The following is an 18,508-nucleotide window of genomic DNA, read 5'->3' on the forward strand; positions in this document are numbered from 1 at the left end:
CGTTAACTTGGTGGTGAAAGTCCACTGCAGGCGAGGCAGCACGAGTCTGCTAGCCAAAGGCAAGGGTGTCCATCGCGAGGTGGAATCCAAAGGATGCCGGAGGCAAAACCACGGCCCGATGAACAAGAACCCCATAAGAGGCTAAGCCGTTCGGAATAGGCGGTGCCAGGCACTTAACTTATTAACTTATTGATAAGCGTATGATAAATGGTGCCAGGCACTTAACTTATTAACTTTTCGAGCGTCCCCCGGTCCCGCACCGGCGGAGCTTTTTCTTTTCGTTGCCGGTATACGATTCAGAATCCGGTTCAGCCCCGCTCCATGTCAATCTCCGGCCGGATGTGGTATAATACAGCCACTGGAGGAATAAACCCGTGCCGGACAAAAGACAGCCCCACCATTCCCACGACAGAGGATACAGGGAGCTTCTCTCCAGCAGGCGGGCCTTTCTGGAGCTGTTCAAAACCTTCGTCCCCGAAGAATGGACTAAAGACATAGACGAAGACAGCCTGGTGCGGGTGGAAAAGACCCACATCCTGCAGGACTTCAGCGAGAAAGAAGCAGACATTATCTACCGGCTGAGAGCCAAATGGCCAGGATGGTGCCAGGCACTTAACTTATTAACTTACTGATAAGTGCGTGCCCGTGGCCGGCGCCCTGGTGGGTTGTGCCCCACTGGGGCGCCTTTCATTAGCTTTGACGGTACCGTGTTTTCCGACAGGTGGTCTGTTGACTGACATTCCCCAGCCTCCCTCCTTTATGAACATCATGGCGGTGGAATCTTACAGAAGCAGGCAATGGTGCGACCTATTAATTTAAATTGTTGCGTGGCAATATCTAAAGCTCGGAGGACCTGGGTAGGTTATGAATCCGGTTTTGCCGGGGCGCCGGCCGGCTGCCCGCCCTTCTTTTATATGCTGGTCATTTTAGAGGGAATTGACGGTGCCAGGCACTTAACTTATTAACTTATCGAGCGGCCTCTGCCGGTCACACACCGGCGGGGCATTTTCTTTTCACCAACCGCACGATTCAGTTTCCACCTCATCCCCGCCTCGTGTCAAAGAGCGGGCCGTAATCTTTGCCCGGCGACGGCCCAATACCCCCCTTGCATTGACGATCAGCAGGATTTTGAGCCGTGAGAGGCGAAAAAGCCGATCAATGTGGTAAAATATAAAACAAAGAAGGTGACATACCGTCAATGCCCAAAATAGACATACCCGTCAAGCGCCTAGTTCAGCGCAGGCCGGATGACTGGGTAAAATACCTGAACCCCGGATGTGCGGAAGACCGGATCAGGCCGTTCAAAAGCGAATACATTCCCAGGGCGGAGTCCAGGCTGGACAACGTGTTTGAAGTAGAAGACCCCGGCGGTTGCTACCTGGTAAATTTCGAGCCGATGGGCTACCATGACGTGGCATTGCCCGCCAGGATGATGCGCTACCGGAGCGACATCTGGGAGGCGACCTTAAATGACCGGAAAGGCACGCCGCCCATTGTCCAGGCCGTATTCTTCTTTTATCCGGAGCACGACAACAAAAACCACCGGCTCACCGACCGCTGGGGAGAGCTGAAGACGGTGGAATTTACCTACCGGGTGGTCCGGGTGTGGGAACAGCCCCGGCAGCCCGTAATTGAACAAAGACTCGTTGGTTTAGGTGGTGTGACAGGGGACGGTTCTTTGACACAAAAAAATGAGCGGCCTCTGCCGGTCACACACCGGCGGGGCATTTTCTTTTTACCAACCGCACGATTCAGTTTCCACCTCATCCCCGCCCCGTGTCAAAGAGCGGGCCGCAGTGTGACAGGGGACGGTTCTTTGACACAAAAATAACGAGCGGCCTCTGTCGGTCACACAACGGCGGGGCATTTTTTTGGTGCAAGGTACTTAACATATTAACTTATTGATAAGGGTGTGCCAGTGACCGGCGCTCCGGCAGGTTGAACCCACCCGGTAAACAAGAACGGCCGGGAAGACCCGGGGTCAGATCGGGAAGGAACAAACCCCTTTGGCAATACCAGCAAAATTTACGTAGCTACGTTAACGGCCAGTGAACCGGTATGGCGTTTCCGGAATCAAACTGCCTCCAGAAAGCAAAGGATTTTGATCAAACACAGAATCTGGTATAATAAGGCTGATGATTACTGGCGGGAAGAGGTGAAGGACCTGGCGGAAATCAGAGGGATCAACCGGACCAACGACTACGCCTTCAAGCGGATCTTCGGGTCGGAAGAATGGAAAGAAGCGCTGCTCAGTTTTCTCAACGCGGGAACACAGGGGGACGGTTCGTTTGTGATGATGCCTCTGCCGAAAGGCAGCACAGCACAAGGGGACGGTTCTTTTGTGTTGCTTTTCTTTTACTCAAATGATAAAATAAATAGGGGTGTAAAAATGCCAAGGAAAGCGAGAGAGAAAAGCAGCACAGGAGTTTATCATGTTATTTTAAGAGGGATAAATAGACAAAGAATATTTGAAGATGAACAGGATTATGAAAAACTATTCGAAACGTTAAAAGAGTATAAGGAAAAAAGTGGTTACGATATTTATGCTTACTGCTTTATGAGTAACCATATACATCTGTTAATTAAAGAAAGAGAAGAGGATCTAGGAAAAGTATTTCAAAGGGTAGGAGCAACTTATGTATATTGGTATAATTGGAAGTATAATCGACGCGGTCACTTATTTCAAGACCGATATAAAAGTGAAGCAGTTGAAAATGATGGATATTTTTTAACAGTCCTTCGTTATATTCACCAAAATCCTATAAAAGCAGGAATTGTAAATAAGCTTTCTGAATATCCATGGAGCAGTTACAGAGAATACACAGGAAAGCCAGAGATTTGTGATATAGATTTTGTTCTTAATATTTTTTCTAAAGATCGAGAGAAAGCCATATTGTTATTTAAGGAATTTAATTCAGAAGAAAATAAGGATAAATGCTTAGAGTATGATCAATATATAAGATTGAAAGACCCAGAGGCCGTAGATTTTATAAAAAGGATTTCTGGAGTTCAGAGTGCATTAGAGATCCAAGGCCTTGAGAAAGAAAAGAGAAATGACATTATAAGAAAATGTAAAGAGAACGGATTATCAATAAGACAAATTGAAAGATTAACCGGCGTTAGTTTTGGAGTGATTCGAAGAATATAATCAAGAGGGACAGGGGTACGGTCCTGCTGGCTTTTCACCGTGACTGAGCGGCAGTCGTCCTCCAGGATGCCCTGAGACCGGCGAAATTGGACCGGGTCGTCAAATTAGGGACGGTTCCGTGAATTTACGATGTTGGTGGCAGGTACTTGATTTAATTGGGGGCTTCGGGGGAGTAATCCCATCTGAGGTGCTTTTTTTTCGTGGCGGTGGTTAAGGGGCCACCTCGTAGTTTGCCCCCTGGAGACACCGCGAACCAAGGGGACGATTCTCCTGGTTAATGTCACCACCGGCGGGGGCTTTTTCTTTTCACCGGCGCTGCGCGATTCAGCTTCCGCCTCATTCCCGCCCCGTGTCAATTCCCCGCCGGATATAGAAGGGCGAGCATGACCGGCCAGGCGGTGACCTGAAAGTCCTTTATATTGACGTTCAGCAGGATTTTGGCCGGTAGATTCGAAAAACCTGATAATGTGGTAAAGTATAAAACAAAGAAGTTGAAACACCGCCAATGCCCAAAATAGACATACCAGTCAAGCGCCTAGTCCAGCGCAGGCCGGGGGACTGGGTAAAATACCTGGACCCCGGGTGCGCGGAAGAGCAGGTCAGGCCGTTCAAGAGCGAATATGTCCCCAGGGCAGAGTCCAGGCTGGACAACGTGTTTGAAGGGGTGTGACAGGGGACGGGTGTGACAGGGGACGGTTCTTTGACACAAAAATAACGAGCGGCCTCTACCGGTCACACACCGGCGGGGCATTTTCTTTTCACCAACCGCACGATTCAGTTTCCACCTCATCCCCGCCCCGTGTCAAAGAGCGGGCCGTAATCTTTGCCCGGCGGCGACCGAAATTGACGGTGCCGGGCACCTGACTTATTAACTTATTGATAAGGGTGTGCCAGTGACCGGCGCTCCGGCAGGTTGAATCCCACCCGGTAAACAAGAACGGCCGGGAAGACCCGGGGTCAAATCGGGAAGGAACAAACCCCTTTGGCAATACCAGCAAAATTTACGTAGCTACGTTAACGGCCAGTGAACTTTAACGGCATCCCTCGATGAAGGCGTGGTTGTTACAGTTTATCACCAGGGGCAACCGGTCCGCACCGGGTTAACCGGGAACATCAGCGAGACATTTATCCTGGATAAAGGGTGCAATTACTTCCGGGTGCACGCCGTTGACCGGGAGGGTGACGAAGCCGAAGAAGAATATGAAATTTACTATGACGAAATAAAGCCCTTCCTGGAGATAAACAAGGTGGAAGAGGAAATGCGAAACGGCCTGGTTTATTTGCTCATTCAGGGAACAACCATCCCCGGCGGAAGCTTAACGATAAATGATCAGTCAGTTGCCGTCGACGTATATGGCAGTTTCATCGGCAGCGTTCTTTTGCCGGACAACAACGTAATCATGCTGCGGGTAGAAGACATGGCCGGAAATGAAACAACGAGAGTCCTCCAGTACACTGTAGAAGTGCTTTTTGTGGCCGGTACTGAACCCGTCGACGGAGCCACCGATGTGCCGGTGGACAGGACCATCACCGTGACCTTCAGCAAGGATGTGCAACCGGGACCGGCTTATGATTCCATCACTTTGAAGAACGCGGCAGGCGGCACCGTGTCCGTGACCAAGAACATCGGTGGCAGGATCCTCACCATCAAGCCGAATGCCACCCTTGCCTACAGCACCACGTACACCGTCACCATCCCTGCCGGTGTCGTGCAGGATGCAGCGGGCAACAGCCTGGCCGGAGACTACGCTTTCAGCTTCACCACCGCGGCCACCCACAAGAAAGCGGTGCCCCGGTATGTATATTTCCAGATCGGCAGCGATATGGTGATGGTGGACTATGCCAAAGCAGTAAACGATGCCATGAACGATGACGATACCCTGTACAATGCCGTCAAGCAGTACGTGGGTGAGGCCGAAGAAAGCGGCGCGCCCGTAATTGTGGAAACCGATACGCAGGTGGTCCTGGACTACCAGAAGGCCCTTGGCGCAGGCAAGCGCTTCACTGAAATCATTAACGACCCTGGCTACCAGACCGGCAGGCCGGAGGTTCAAAAGGAGCTGCGCGTGGAAAACGGCAGGGCGGTCATAGTCGTTATGCAACCGGGGATGGAATGAACGGTGCCAGGCACTTAACTTATTAACTTATTGATAAGCGTGTACCCGTGGCCGGTGCCCCCGGTGCTTGTCCTTCCGGGGGCGCCTTATCTTATCGCCGCGACAGTGGCCGGGAACAAACCGCCCCGCAAGACGGCCTGTGGCGGTCGAAAAATGGCCGGCGAAGGGAACCAGCTGACCGGGCTGTCCGGAGAGGCCGTTTGGGTGCTGAAAAACTGAGGGCAAGGTGAGGGCGATGAAAAAAGTATTTCTTACAGGCCTGATGGTGCTGGTAATGTTTGTGGTCAGTATTTCATTGCCATCCTGGGCAGGCAGATGTGCCTGGGCACGTACTTTTGATGGAAAAGCAGGGGTTAGCCAGTCCGGGCAGGCAGGGCAGCAGGACATAAAACCTCTTCCACCCGCGGATTCCGTTACCAGCGCGGCGTACGGCCAGATAAAGGCAGTACCCCAGGGGGAACGTTTGCTCCGGCCCACCCTGCCGCCGGAGTTAAGCCAAAAACTATTCGGGGATCAGCTTAAGACAGCAAAAAGAGAGCTTTTCCGAACGTCGGCAAGTGAGCTGCCCAAGAGCCCCTGGGACTATTTAAGACCGGGTCCCTGGGATCCGTACTGGGATATTCCCAGTGATGATCCGGAAATAACCGGCCTGGTGCAGGAAATAACCCGCGGTCTGACCAGTGATGAAGAAAAGGCAGCGGCCATTTACAAGTGGGTGGTCCAGAACATTGAATATGACAATAGTTATTCAATTTACGAAGCGCTGCCCACTTTACACGCCCGCAAGGGGGTCTGCAACGGGTTTTCCCTCCTTCTGGCGGCCATGATGCGGGCAGGAGGCATACCGGCGAAATACGTTTGTGGTGCTGCTGATGGGACATTTGGGTGGCCCCGCCTGCCGGAGAAGACAAATCATGCCTGGAATGAGATTTACATTGATGGTAAGTGGTACAGCGTGGATGTCACCTGGGATTCATGCAGGTATCATGATTTAATGGAACACCAACCGGAATATCCTTTTCCTATTGATTATTACCTGGAACATTATGAATATTATCTGATTGACGAAAAGCAATTCTCTGCCAATCACCATAAAATCCAGGTCAACACAGACTGGTTTGATTACCAGGGGGAAGAGCTGGACCTGGAACTTTCCTGTGACGAGGCGGGGGCAAAAATCTTTTACACCCTGGATCTCTCCGAGCCAACCAGCAACTCCACCCTTTACTCCACCCCGCTGCCCATCACCAATGGCACCACCATCAAGGCCATTGCCGTGGTGCCCCAGGGGGTGGTCAGCTATGTGGAAATACCTTTTATTCACATTAACGAAGGGATTAAATTCTTTGACTCCCAGCGCGGGGTCCTGGTGGACATCCACTTAGACAAGGAGTCTCAACAAATGTACGCCTACTTTCTGAATGGCCAGAAGGGCAATTATATACCCGGCTTCCTCATTGCGGCAGAGCCGGTGGGGGTCACGGTTTGGTCCCGCAGTCCTTCAGGGGGCTACTGGGGTAGTCCCAAAGGAGGATGCCGGATTTTTGACCTGAAAGAGGGCGGCATGCGGGTCACTATTTCAGTAGGAAATAGTATTGAAGACCGGCGTGAACTGGAGATTGACTTTACGGTCTATTTCCTGCCCTCTGGTTTCCAAAAGCCCCGCCCTCCCCTGGCAAGCATCCCCCCGGGCCAATACGACCGGCCCCTGGATGTGAGCCTGGACTGCCCGCGCGCGGAAGACAATCCCTGGAGCGCCATTTACTACACTACCGACGGCAGTGTTCCCGGGCCGGGCACAGCCCGCCTCTGGGAGGGGAAGTCCGTGCACATGGCCGCCGACACGACCATCAAAGCGGTGGCGGTGCTGGGCAACTGGGATTACGTCAGCGACGTTGCGGAGTTCAAATACGAAATACGCCTCAGCGACGTTTACGCGGTGGCCGAAGACATGGCAGCCCTGGTCATCGGGTTTGCCCCGGGAGACAGCAGCACCGGCGTCACCCGTGATTTAACCCTACCGGTGCGAGGAAAATACGGCTCCACCATCCGGTGGCAATCTGACAGGCCGGAGATCATCTCCGCAGACGGAAAAGTATCCCGGCCGGTAATGTCCCGCTGGTTAATAGATGACTATCTTTCTGGTGTGAATGTAATCAAAGAGGAACGGGTGAATTTAACAGCTACCGTGACCAGGGGAAATGCAAGCGATACCAGAACTTATAACCTTACAGTGGCAGGTAGGCAAAAGCTGGTAGATACATACTGGGCGCCACTAGAACCCATAGAAGATGACACGGGGGCGCTGTGGGGAGTGGCTGCCGGCGGGAACCTCTGGGTAGCCGTGGGCGATCACGGTACCATTTATACCTCTCCCGATGGGTTTAGCTGGACCAAACAGGACGCCGGGACAAGGGAAATGCTGCGGGCCGTGGCTTTTAACGGCCGGATGTGGGTGGCCGTTGGAGAGCACTTCCTTGTCTCCAGGGACGGGGTAAAATGGGATAAAAGAAGCACGTCCGTTGTCAGTCCTTACCTGGTGGGAGTTGCGGGAAGCCCTTCCCTCTGGGTGGCCATTTCCGATGACGGCCTCATCTTTACTTCCCCGGACGGGTACGTTTGGGAGTGGCGGGACCTGAACGAAAAAGGGCCGCGTACATTCAATGCCATTGCCTGGAACGGGAAGATGTGGATAATAGCGGGCGATAAAGGGCTAATCCTTACTTCCTCCGACGGGCTGAACTGGACGGAGCGGATTTCCGGCACCACGGGCAACTTGCGTGACGTGGCCTGGGATGGCAGCCAGTGGCTGGTGGCGGGGGAAAACGAGATGCTTACCTCGGCCGATGGTGTGGTGTGGAAGAGATATGATTGCCTTGATGCGCCGGCACACATTGCCTGGGGCGGTTCCCAGTGGGTCGGCATTCCCTCTTTTTCTGGCAACAGCATCCTAACCTCACCGGACGGAACCAGTTGGGATCATGTTATAAAAGACCCCACCGGCTTCCCCTTTGGCCGGATAAATGACATTGCCTCCTGTGACCATCGTTGTGTAGCGGTTGGTGATCGGGGGATAGTGCACGTCATTGATTCCGTCGGCTTTCCGGACCCCGGCCTGGAGGCGGCCGTCCGGGAAAGCTTGAATAAACCAGCCGGGGCCATTACCAGGGAGGATATAAAGGGTTTACAGCAATTGGATGCCAGTCAACGCAATATTGCTGATCTCGCCAGGCTTGAGTTTGCCATTAACCTGGTTTCCTTAAATCTTGCCGGGAACCGGATTGAAAACATCCGGGAGATTGAGAATTTACAGAACTTAAAATACCTCAATCTTGCCCACAACAATATCCGGGACATAAGTCCGCTGGTTAAAAACAGAGAACAGGGCGGTTTAGGATGGGGCGCGGTGGTGGACTTGCGGGACAATCCCCTGGATCTGAAAGAAGGGTCGCAGGCTTATCAAGATATTGCCAGGCTGATCAGCAGGGGGGTAACAGTGAAATACGGCAATGATGGGGAAGGAGACGATGCCCGGGAATGGGCTCCGCAAGTAAATGTGCCGCCCAATAAGGAGTGGACTATTAAATTCAATATGCCTGTGGATCCAGGTACCATAACCATTCAGAACATAAGTGTCAAAGATACCAGCGGTAATGCAGTAAATGTCACAGTAGAAATAGGCAATGACGGCAGGTCGGTTATAGTTAAGCCGCCGCCGGCGGGGTACACCCCGGGGCAGGTTTACACCCTGTATATTGGCAGGGGTATTAAATCCACATCCGGCCTACGTTTGAAGAATGCGGTAAAAATGCAGTTTATAATTGGTGCCGGGCACCTAACTTATTAACTTATAGTTGAAGGGTTGTACAATGGGTGGCAGGGGGTGAATTTTTTGCTCGGTCGAAAATGGAAGGGGCCAACCGCCCTTCCATTTCCCCCCTGACGGGGTCTGATCCTTTCCGAAATTTGACGAATGGCGCTCCCGTGGGAACGAACCTCCGGGAGCTTTTTCTTTTCACCGGCGGCGCACGGTTTAGTCACCGGCTTAAGCCCCGCCCATGTCAATCTCCGGCTGGATGTGGTATAATACAGCCACAGGAGGAATGAACCTGTGCCGGACAAAAGACAGCCCCACCACACCCACGACAGAGGATACAGGGAGCTTCTCTCCAGCAAGCGGGCGTTTCTGGAGTTGCTCAAGACCTTTGTGCATGAGGAATGGGCGAAGGACATAGACGAAGAAAGCCTGGTACGGGTGGAAAAGTCCTACGTCCTGCAGGACTTCAGCGAGAAAGAGGCCGACATCGTGTACAGGCTGCGGCTCAGGGGAACCGAAGTGATATTCTACGTCCTGCTGGAGCTGCAGTCCACCGTGGACCACCTGATGCCCTTCCGGCTGCTGCTGTACATGGTGGAGATATGGCGGGACATATACAACAACACCCTCGCGGGCGAGCGGGAGCGCAAGGGGTTCCGGCTGCCGGCCATCGTTCCCGCCGTCCTCTACAACGGCAGGAGAAGCTGGACGGCCTGCAGGAGCTTCAGGGAATACCAGGCGGGGCACGAGCGGTTCCCCGGTTATCTCCTACATCCTTTTCGACGTCGTCCGCTACAGCGAAGAGGACCTGTACCGGTCGGCCAACGTGGTGTCCAGCGTGTTTTACCTGGACCAGACCGTGGAGAGATACACTTTCTGGAACTGGAAAAGATAAAGAAAATCAAACGCCGGCCGGTAAACGCTCTGGAAGCGTGGATGATGTATCTGAACAACCTGGAAGGAGAAGAGATGGAGGGAATCGCCGTGGAAAACCCGGGGATCAGGAAAGCGCTGACCATCGAGCAGGCCTTCTGGCAGAACAAGAAGGAGCGGCGGATTTACGAGCTGCGGGAAAAGGCCCTGCGGGACGAGATTTCCGCCCTGGCCGGCGCCAGGGCCGAGGGCAGGGCCGAGGGCGAGGCGAAGGGCAGGCAAGAGGCCATCTGCAAGTACCTGGACGCCAGATTTGGGGATGACTCCCGGGGTCTGCAGGAGCGGGTCCGGCAGATCGGCAGGTTGGAGGCACTGGACAAAATCATCAACAAAATTTACACCGCCGGCTCGCTGGAAGAGGCGCAGGTCATTGTGGACGACGCCCGGCAGGTGCCAGGCGCCTGACTTATTAACTTATCGAGCGGCCTCCGCCGGTCACACACCGGCGGGGGCATTTTTTTCACCAACCGCGCGGTTCAGTTTCCAGTGTGACAGGGGACGGTTCTTTGACACAAAAACACAAAAATAACGAGCGGCCTCTGCCTATCATACGCCGGCGGGGCTTTTTCTTTTCCCTGCCGGTACACGATTCAGTACCCGGTTCAGTTCTGCCTCATGTCAATTACCCGCTGGATGTGGTATAATACAGTCACAGGAGGAATGAACCCGTGCCGGACAAAAGACAGCCCCATCCCAAGAGGACATAAGCTAATTTTTTAGAGGCTGGTGGGATCCTACGAGTTATCCAGAAGAGGGTGAGCGAACGTAAATGCCCAGGATAGACATACCAATAAAGCGGCTGTTTCAGCGCCGGCCCGCCGACTGGGCCAGATACGTGCAACCGGGCTGCAGGGAAGAATGGGTAAGGCCCTATAAAACGGAGTACACTCCCAAAAAGGAATCCCGGCTGGATAACGTACTGGAAATAGATGACCCCAGCGGCCCGTACCTGCTTCACTTCGAGCCAATGGGCTACCGCGACGAAGTGCTGCCGGCCCGCATGTTGCGCTACCGCAGCGACATATGGGAGGCCATGCTGGCTGGCGGCAGGGGCACCCCGTCCATACGCCAGGTGGTGATGTTCTTCTACAAGGAAGACGACAACGGACTGCACCGGTTAAGTGACCGGTGGGATACGGGAGGGCTGGAATATTCCTATACGGTGATCCGGGTGTGGGAAGAGCGCAGGCAAAAGGTGATAACCGCCAAACTGGTGGGACTTTACCCCCTGCTGCCGTTGATGAAAGGCGAGGATGCAAAGGAAAGCCCCGGGCAGGCACTGAAGAAATGTATAGATGCCGTGCAGGAAATAGAGGACGAATCGCTGCGGCAGGACCTGCTGGCAGCCATGGCGATACTGGCCGGCGGTAAGTACCCGCCGGACCTGGTACTATCGATGATAAGGAGGGAAATGGTCATGGAGTCACCGATTTTCCAGGAGTGGGTCAGGGAAGAGCGCGCCGAGGCAGAGGCCAGGGGCAAGGTTGAAGCAAAACAGGACGCCATCTGCAAGTACCTCAGGAGGAGGTTCGGTGATGCATCCGCCGGCCTGCAGCAGAAAGTCCGGGAGATGACCAGCCTGGAGGTATTGGACGACGTCATGGAGGAACTGTTTGCCGCAAACACCCTGGAAGAAGCGCGGGCCATCATCCGGGACGGCATTGAGAGGTTTGTGCAGTAGGCGATAGCCATAGAGAACCCCGGGATCAGGGAAGCGCCGACCATCGAGAATGCCTTCTGGCAGAGCAAGAAGGAACGCAGGCTCTACGAACTGAGGGAGAAGGCCATGCTGGACGAGGTTTCCGCACTGGCCGGCGCCAGGGCCGAAGGTGAGGCCGGTGGCAAAGTCGCGATGGCCCAGGAAGCCATCTGCAAATACCTTGACGCCAGGTTCGGGGAGGCCTCACGGGACCTGCAGGGGCGGGTCAGGCAGATCGATAAGCTGGGGGCACTGGACAAAATCTTCAACAGGATTTACACTACCGGCGTTGGAAGTGGCGAACGCCGTCATTGACGGCGCCACAAATTGAAATACGGGAGAATTTCAAGCAGGACCAGTTACCGGTAAACGAGTGGCTGGTCCTTTTGTGTTTTTCGGACCGTATTTATCAGTTGTACTACCGGATACGGTTCGCTGCTTGGATTACATTCGAAAAGCCTTGACCATCGAGGAAGCTTTTTGGCGCAGCGAGCGGGAGCGAAGCCTCTATGAATTGCGGGAAAAAGCATTGCGTGACGAACTCGTCATGCTGGAAGGGGCCAGGGCCGAAGGAATCGGATGGTGCCAGGCACTTAACTTATTCACAATCATATGCTTGTGGCCGGTGCCCCCGGTGCTTGTCCTCACGGGGGAGCCTTATCTTTTCGCCAGAAGGTCAAGGGAGGAAAGGTATAGCCGGTAAGGCCCTGTTGTCGCGCAGCAAACACCTGTCCCGGCCACACGGAAGTTTTACCCGAAATTTTAAAGGAATTTGGTCTTATGTTATCGAAATATTGAGAAACTGTATACCAGGGGAGGAATGTTTATGTCGCCGAAAAGGTTTCCTTACCTGTGGGTGGCGGGGTTGCTAATTTTTCTGACAATCATCACTATTCATGTACCCCGGGCAGCAGCCTGGCCGCCGGAAAATACATGTCCGGAAATCTCCAGGCGCCTTCGGTAGCCGGCCATACATACGCCTCAAAAGAAAATGTTCGTCAGTTGATTGAAGAACGTCTCCAGCGGGAGAAGCAAATGCCTCCCCGGGACTACAGCCGGGAGATTATCGTGAAATGGAAAAAGTCGGCGGACGAAGTAAGCAAAGAGGCGCTTCTCAATAAATGTGCTGCCGAAAAAATTCACGAAAAAAGGGATTTGTCCCTGCTCCGGGTAAAAGACAGGGAAAAGGCCATTGCAGAATTAAAGCGGAGCGGGCGCGTAGAGTTTGTGGAGCCCAATTATCCCGTGCAGATGCTGGACGTCCCAAACGATCCCCTGTTTTTTGAACAGTGGGGGCTGCACACAATCAATGCCGCCAAGGCCTGGGATAAGCTGGCGCCGAATCAGGACCCGGTGATTGTGGCCGTGGTTGACTCGGGCATCGATTTTTATCATGAAGATCTGCAGGGGCGCATCTCGCTTGATGGAGCCTGGGACTTTGTATGGAACGATAACTATCCGCTGGATCTTGATGGACATGGCACAGCGGTATCTGGTGTGATCGCCGCCGCCACCGGCAACGCCACCGGCATTGCCGGTACCGCCGGGCGGCAGAACGTGCAGATACTGCCCCTGCGGGTTTTTAATTTAGATGGACAGGCGGACACATACCTGGTGTCCCAGGCCATATACCACGCCGTTGACTGCGGGGCGCAGGTGGTCAACCTCAGCCTGGGCGGTCCCCAGTACTCTCAGGCATTGGCCGATGCGGTTGATTATGCCCGGGAGCGCGGCGTGGTGGTGGTGGCCGCCGCCGGCAATCACGAAGAGGGGGAAAATGATGCGGTGTCCTACCCGGCGGCTTTCCCCGGGGTAATTGCCGTAGCCGCCAGCGACGGTGGCGACCTGGTGGCAAGCTTTTCGAATCACGGTCCGGAAGTGATGGTGGCGGCACCGGGAGTGGATATCCTCACCACTGACATTAGATATGGTGGTGGCGGCGGTGGCGGTGGGATGACTGTCCTCACCACCGACGTGTTGTATCCCAACTATACCCCCGTCAGCGGAACATCCCTGGCCACCCCCTTTGTTTCGGCCGCGGCGGCCATAATTAAATCCCAGCTGCCCGGTGCCGGACCGGACCAGGTGGCGGAGATGATCAAAAAAGGTGTGGTGGACATCGGCCCGCCGGGCAGAGACGACTACGCCGGCTACGGCCGCCTGGACCTGGACCTGGTGGCCGCGCAGCTGGCGGATGCAGGCACCCCGGGCAGCGGGGCCGTGGAAATGGATCCGGCCCAGATGCTGCAGATCGTTTTTAACCAGCCGGTGAAAATAGACGGGAATACCGCCGCCCATTTCCACTTGCTCACTGCCGCCGGTGCTGAACTGCCCTGCACCCTTTATTTTGTAGGCGAGGTGAACGCGGGCGAAACCGGGGGCTACACCACCTTCTGGCTCAAGCCCCGCGATGCCCTGACCGCCGGCCAGACCTACACCCTGCGGGTGGATGCCGGCCTGACCGCCATCTCGGGTCAAAAGCTGGCGGAAAATTATAATTTGAATATCGTTGTTAAAGCTGAAGAGGACAATCCAGTTACCCCACCGTCGGGTGATGAGGGTTATTCCCGAACCAACCCTGCTTCAATTGGTACTCCTTTATTTGCCAGGTGGAATGATTATAAAGGTAGTCATCAAGCGAAAATTATTTTAGTAGATATTATTCGCGGAGAGCAGGCATGGCAGATAATCCAGGAAGCGAACAGTTTTAATGATCCACCTCAATCAGGTCACGAGTATATTTTGGCAAAAATTAAGTTTGAATATTTAGAGGGACCAGACCCGGATACTCAATATCATATTAGTGGGTATGATTTTACAGCCGTCTCAGAAGCGGGAAGAGATTACGAATATTGTTCTGTCGTAGAACCAGAACCAGATTTAGATTACAGACTGTATCCAGGTGCTTCATGTGAAGGCTGGGCTGCTTATCAAGTCGAAGTTATAGATGATAAGCCATTATTAACTTTCGGCAGAGATTACGATGGTAAGGGTGGTATTTGGTTTAAGCTATATGAATAGGCCGAGAATCGAGGGACACCTTACTGAATTTCCAGTAAGCATAATTCAGTATGGTGTCCCCCGAATTACCGGATGTGGTATAATACAGCCACAGGAGGAATGAACCCGTGCCGGACAAAAGATACCCTCACCATTCCCACGACAAAGGATACAAGCAGCTTCTCGCCAGCAAGCGGCGTGAGAGACGAAAAAGCCGATCATGCGGTAAAATATAAAACAAAGATGGTGAAACACCGCCAATGCCCAAAATAGACATACCCGTCAAGCGCCTAGTTCAGCGCAGGCCGGGTGACTGGGTAAAATACCTGAACCCCGTATGTGCGGAAGACCGGATCAGTCCGTTCAAAAGCGAATACATTCCCAGGGCGGAGTCCAGGCTGGACAACGTGTTTGAAGTAGAAGACCCCGGCGGTTGCTACCCGGTAAATTTAGAGAATGGGGATACTGGCAGGCGGCAGATATGCGGCTGAACTGGTATGCTCGATGATAAGGAGGGAAGGTCATGGAATCGCCGATTTATCAGGAATGGGTCAAAGAAGAGAGAGCGGAAGCTGAAGCCAGGGGCAGGGCCGAGGGCGAAGCCATAGGTAAAGCCAAAGGCAAGGTTGAGGTTGCAAGGGCAGCGTTGAGGAAAGGCCTTTCCGTAGAGGATGTGGCGGAAATAACCGGGCTGTCCAGGGAGACCGTGTTGGGATTGAAGAGTGAACTGGAAAACTGACTGAACCGCTGCTTGAGAAATCGCTGGGAAGTTGAGGGGGGCGTTGTTTACAAGTTGACAAGTTCAAAAATCGAGAAGCCCCTACCGGTCACACACCGGTGGGGACATCTTTTTTTCGCCAGCCGCGCGGTTCAGTTTCGCCCCAGCTCTGCCCCATGTCAATTTCCCGGCCGATGTGGTATAATACAGGCACAGGAGGACTGATCCCGTGCCCGATAGACAGCCCCACCACACCCATGATAAGGGATATAGAGAGCTTCTCTCCAGCAAGCGGGCCTTTCTGGAATTGCTCAGAACCTTCGTCCGGGAGGACTGGGCAAAAGATATAGACGAAGAAAGCCTGGTGCGGGTGGAAAAGTCCTACATCCTGCAGGACTTCAGCGAGAAAGAAGCAGACATCATCTACCGGCTGAAGGCGAAAGGCGGCGACGTGATATTCTACGTCCTGCTGGAGCTGCAGTCCACCGTGGACCACCTGATGCCTTTCCGGCTGCTGCTGTACATGGTGGAGATATGGCGGGACATTTATAATAACACATCCGAAAGCGAGCGGGAGCGCAAAGGGTTCCGGCTGCCCGCGATAATACCGGCGGTGCTGTACAACGGAGCGAACAACTGGACCGCCGCCCTGAGTTTCAAAGAGATGCTGGCCGGGTACCGGCAGTTTGAGGAGCACGTGTTGGATTTCCGGTACGTCCTGTTTGACGTAAACCGGTATGACGCAGAAGAACTCTACCGGGCGGCCAACCTGGTAGCCAGCATATTTGCCCTTGACCAGAAGATGGACGCGGAGGAACTGGTCAGGCGGCTGCGGAAGCTGGCCGGAGTGCTGAAGAACCTGAGCCGGGACGAGTTCAGGCGGTTTGCCGCGTGGCTTGGTCACGTGCTCAAGGCCAGGCTGCCCGAGCCTTTGCGGGATAAGGTTGACAGGATAATAGGCGAAGTCAATCCGTGGGAGGTGGAAAAGATGATCACGAACCTGGAAATAACCCTTGAAGAGATGCAGCAGCAGGCGGAGATGCGCGGTTTGCTGAAGGGCAGGGCCGAGGGCAGGGCCGAGGGCAGGGCCGAGGGCAGGGCCGAGGGTGAAGCCATAGGTAAAGCCAAAGGCAAAGTTGAGAAAGCGCAGGATGCCATCTGCAAGTACCTCAAGCGCAGGTTCGGGGCTGCTTCCGAGGAACTGCAGCGGGTAGTGCAGGGAGTGACCAGCCTGGAGGCGCTGGACGGCGTGATGGAAGAGCTATTTGCGGCTGACACCCTGGAAGAGGCGCGGGCCATCATCGGGGACGGGATGGGGAAGTTAGCTCAGTGAACTGAATAGAAGCCCTCGCAGGCTGTCAGGGCTTGCGGGGGTTTTGTTGGGCGGTTGCCGAGGGGATGCAGGTTCGATTCCTGCCAGGCGCACCAAACAGGTATGTGACAGGGGACGGTTCTTTGACACAAAAATAACGAGCGGCCTCCGCCGGTCACACAACGGCGGGGCATTTTTTTGGTGCAAGGCACTTAACATATTAACTTATTGATAAGGGTGTGCCAGTGACCGGCGCTCCGGCAGGTTGAACCCCACCCGGTAAGCAAGAACGGCCGGGAAGACCCGGGTCAGATCGGGAAGGAACAAACCCCTTTGGCAATACCAGCAAAATTTACGTAGCTACGTTAACGGCCAGTGAACCGGTATGGCGTTCCGGAATCAAACTGCCTCCAGAAAGCAAAGGATTTTGATCAAACACAGAATCTGGTATAATAAGGCTGATGATTACTGGCGGGAAGAGGTGAAGGACCTGGCGGAAATCAGAGGGATCAACCGGACCAACGACTACGCTTTCAAGCGGATCTTCGGGTCGGAAGAAGGGAAAGAAGCGCTGCTCAGTTTTCTCAATGCGGTACTGCAGTTACCGTCAGGCCGGGAACTGACCGGGGTGGAACTGCTGGACCGGGAGATAGACCCCAAACACCTGCTGGACCGGGGAGCCCGGCTGGACGTGTTGGCCCGGACGGGAGAAGGCGTCTTGATCAACATCGAAGTGCAGGTGGCCAACCAGTACAACATAGACAAAAGGACCATGTATTACTGGGCGGGGCTGTACCACGGCCAGCTGACCAGCGGCCAGCAATTCGCCGACCTGCGCAAAACCGTAACCATAAATATCCTGTCCTTCAACTGGTTTCGGTACGACAATCGGTATCACCGGACCTTTCACGTGCGGGACGACCAAAGCGGAGACCTCTTAAATGACGACCTGGAGATACACTTTCTGGAACTGGAAAAGATAAAGAAAATCAAACGCCGGCCGGTAAACGCTCTGGAAGCGTGGATGATGTATCTGAACAACCTGGAAGGAGAAGAGATGGAGGGAATCGCCGTGGAAAACCCGGGGATCAGGAAAGCGCTGACCATCGAGCAGGCCTTCTGGCAGAACAAGAAGGAGCGGCGGATTTACGAGCTGCGGGAAAAGGCCCTGCGGGACGAGATTTCCGCCCTGGCCGGCGCCAGGGCCGAGGGCGAGGCGAAGGGCAGGCAGGAGGCCATCTGCAAGTACCTGGACGCCAGATTTGGGGATGACTCCCGGGGCCTGCAGGAGCGGGTCCGGCAGATCGGCAGGTTGGAGGCACTGGACAAAATCATCAACAAAATTTACACCGCCGGCTCGCTAGAAGATGCGCAGGCCATTGTGGACGGCGGCCGGCAGGTGCCAGGCACCTATTAACTTTTATGAGAATTGACGGTGCCAGGCACTTAACTTATTAACTTATCGAGCGCCCCCCGGTCCCGCACCGGCGGAGCTTTTTCTTTTCACTGCCGGTATACGATTCAGAACCCGGTTCAGCCCCGCTCCATTTGTGACAGAGCATTTGTGACAGGGGACATTTGTTTGTGACAGGGGACGGTTCTTTGACACAAAAATAACGAGCGGCCTCTGCCGGTTACACGGGCTGACCCCCTAAGATTGGACAATTAGTCCTTCTTGCTCACGATTTTAGCGAATTTCAATTCAGGGCGGCGGCCTTGACTGCCACCCCGCACGTGGTTAATCAATACCACCGACGGGGCGGC

The 18,508-nt window shown here is 54.1% G+C and carries 16 protein-coding genes; all 16 read left to right on the plus strand.

Annotated elements, in window-relative coordinates; all coding sequences use genetic code 11:
- Nucleotides 1-374 precede the first annotated feature (374 nt).
- The 16 genes from GFC01_RS13695 to GFC01_RS13770 all read left to right on the plus strand — a co-directional run bounded on the left by GFC01_RS13695 (nucleotide 375) and on the right by GFC01_RS13770 (nucleotide 18,161).
- Nucleotides 375-632, plus strand: a complete 258-nt coding sequence (locus GFC01_RS13695) for an Rpn family recombination-promoting nuclease/putative transposase (protein ID WP_243137587.1) — start codon at nucleotides 375-377, stop codon at nucleotides 630-632.
- Nucleotides 633-1,198: 566 nt separating this feature from the next.
- A complete protein-coding gene (locus GFC01_RS18815; protein WP_194174954.1) occupies nucleotides 1,199-1,831 on the plus strand; it encodes an RpnC/YadD family protein in 633 nt (210 codons plus the stop codon).
- Nucleotides 1,832-2,173: 342 nt separating this feature from the next.
- Complete coding sequence (locus GFC01_RS13705) at nucleotides 2,174-3,148, plus strand: REP-associated tyrosine transposase (protein ID WP_423244396.1); 975 nt, start codon at nucleotides 2,174-2,176, stop codon at nucleotides 3,146-3,148.
- Nucleotides 3,149-3,653: 505 nt separating this feature from the next.
- Nucleotides 3,654-3,818, plus strand: coding sequence for a hypothetical protein (locus GFC01_RS13710; protein ID WP_152947736.1), 165 nt, complete (start codon nucleotides 3,654-3,656; stop codon nucleotides 3,816-3,818).
- A 385-nt stretch (nucleotides 3,819-4,203) separates the two neighbouring features.
- Nucleotides 4,204-5,265 carry an Ig-like domain-containing protein gene (locus GFC01_RS13715; RefSeq protein ID WP_194174955.1) on the plus strand — a complete coding sequence of 354 codons (1,062 nt, stop codon included), beginning with the start codon at nucleotides 4,204-4,206 and terminating at the stop codon, nucleotides 5,263-5,265.
- Nucleotides 5,266-5,328: 63 nt separating this feature from the next.
- Nucleotides 5,329-5,484 carry a hypothetical protein gene (locus GFC01_RS13720; RefSeq protein ID WP_152947737.1) on the plus strand — a complete coding sequence of 52 codons (156 nt, stop codon included), beginning with the start codon at nucleotides 5,329-5,331 and terminating at the stop codon, nucleotides 5,482-5,484.
- 244 nt (nucleotides 5,485-5,728) lie between these two features.
- Nucleotides 5,729-9,112 carry a transglutaminase domain-containing protein gene (locus GFC01_RS13725; protein ID WP_194174956.1) on the plus strand — a complete coding sequence of 1,128 codons (3,384 nt, stop codon included), beginning with the start codon at nucleotides 5,729-5,731 and terminating at the stop codon, nucleotides 9,110-9,112.
- A 264-nt stretch (nucleotides 9,113-9,376) separates the two neighbouring features.
- Nucleotides 9,377-10,420 carry an Rpn family recombination-promoting nuclease/putative transposase gene (locus GFC01_RS20010; protein ID WP_152947739.1) on the plus strand — a complete coding sequence of 348 codons (1,044 nt, stop codon included), beginning with the start codon at nucleotides 9,377-9,379 and terminating at the stop codon, nucleotides 10,418-10,420.
- A gap of 364 nt (nucleotides 10,421-10,784) precedes the next feature.
- Nucleotides 10,785-11,696, plus strand: coding sequence for an RpnC/YadD family protein (locus GFC01_RS13735; RefSeq protein ID WP_152947740.1), 912 nt, complete (start codon nucleotides 10,785-10,787; stop codon nucleotides 11,694-11,696).
- Between the two features lie 105 nt (nucleotides 11,697-11,801).
- Nucleotides 11,802-12,029: a hypothetical protein gene (locus GFC01_RS13740; protein WP_152947741.1), complete on the plus strand. Its 228-nt coding sequence runs from the start codon at nucleotides 11,802-11,804 to the stop codon at nucleotides 12,027-12,029.
- A 124-nt stretch (nucleotides 12,030-12,153) separates the two neighbouring features.
- Nucleotides 12,154-12,417: a hypothetical protein gene (locus GFC01_RS13745; protein ID WP_152947742.1), complete on the plus strand. Its 264-nt coding sequence runs from the start codon at nucleotides 12,154-12,156 to the stop codon at nucleotides 12,415-12,417.
- 230 nt (nucleotides 12,418-12,647) lie between these two features.
- Nucleotides 12,648-14,735, plus strand: a complete 2,088-nt coding sequence (locus tag GFC01_RS13750) for a S8 family serine peptidase (protein WP_194174957.1) — start codon at nucleotides 12,648-12,650, stop codon at nucleotides 14,733-14,735.
- Nucleotides 14,736-14,974: 239 nt separating this feature from the next.
- Nucleotides 14,975-15,205: a hypothetical protein gene (locus tag GFC01_RS13755; protein ID WP_152947744.1), complete on the plus strand. Its 231-nt coding sequence runs from the start codon at nucleotides 14,975-14,977 to the stop codon at nucleotides 15,203-15,205.
- A gap of 32 nt (nucleotides 15,206-15,237) precedes the next feature.
- Nucleotides 15,238-15,453, plus strand: coding sequence for an RpnC/YadD family protein (locus tag GFC01_RS18820; protein WP_194174958.1), 216 nt, complete (start codon nucleotides 15,238-15,240; stop codon nucleotides 15,451-15,453).
- Nucleotides 15,454-15,661: 208 nt separating this feature from the next.
- Nucleotides 15,662-16,765, plus strand: a complete 1,104-nt coding sequence (locus GFC01_RS13765; protein WP_341473992.1) for an Rpn family recombination-promoting nuclease/putative transposase — start codon at nucleotides 15,662-15,664, stop codon at nucleotides 16,763-16,765.
- Nucleotides 16,766-17,234: 469 nt separating this feature from the next.
- Nucleotides 17,235-18,161 (plus strand): Rpn family recombination-promoting nuclease/putative transposase, encoded by a 927-nt coding sequence (locus GFC01_RS13770; RefSeq protein WP_243137592.1) that lies wholly within the window; start codon nucleotides 17,235-17,237, stop codon nucleotides 18,159-18,161.
- Nucleotides 18,162-18,508 lie beyond the last annotated feature (347 nt).

It is taken from the genome of Desulfofundulus thermobenzoicus (assembly GCF_009428905.1).
Taxonomy (GTDB): domain Bacteria; phylum Bacillota; class Desulfotomaculia; order Desulfotomaculales; family Desulfovirgulaceae; genus Desulfofundulus_A; species Desulfofundulus_A thermobenzoicus.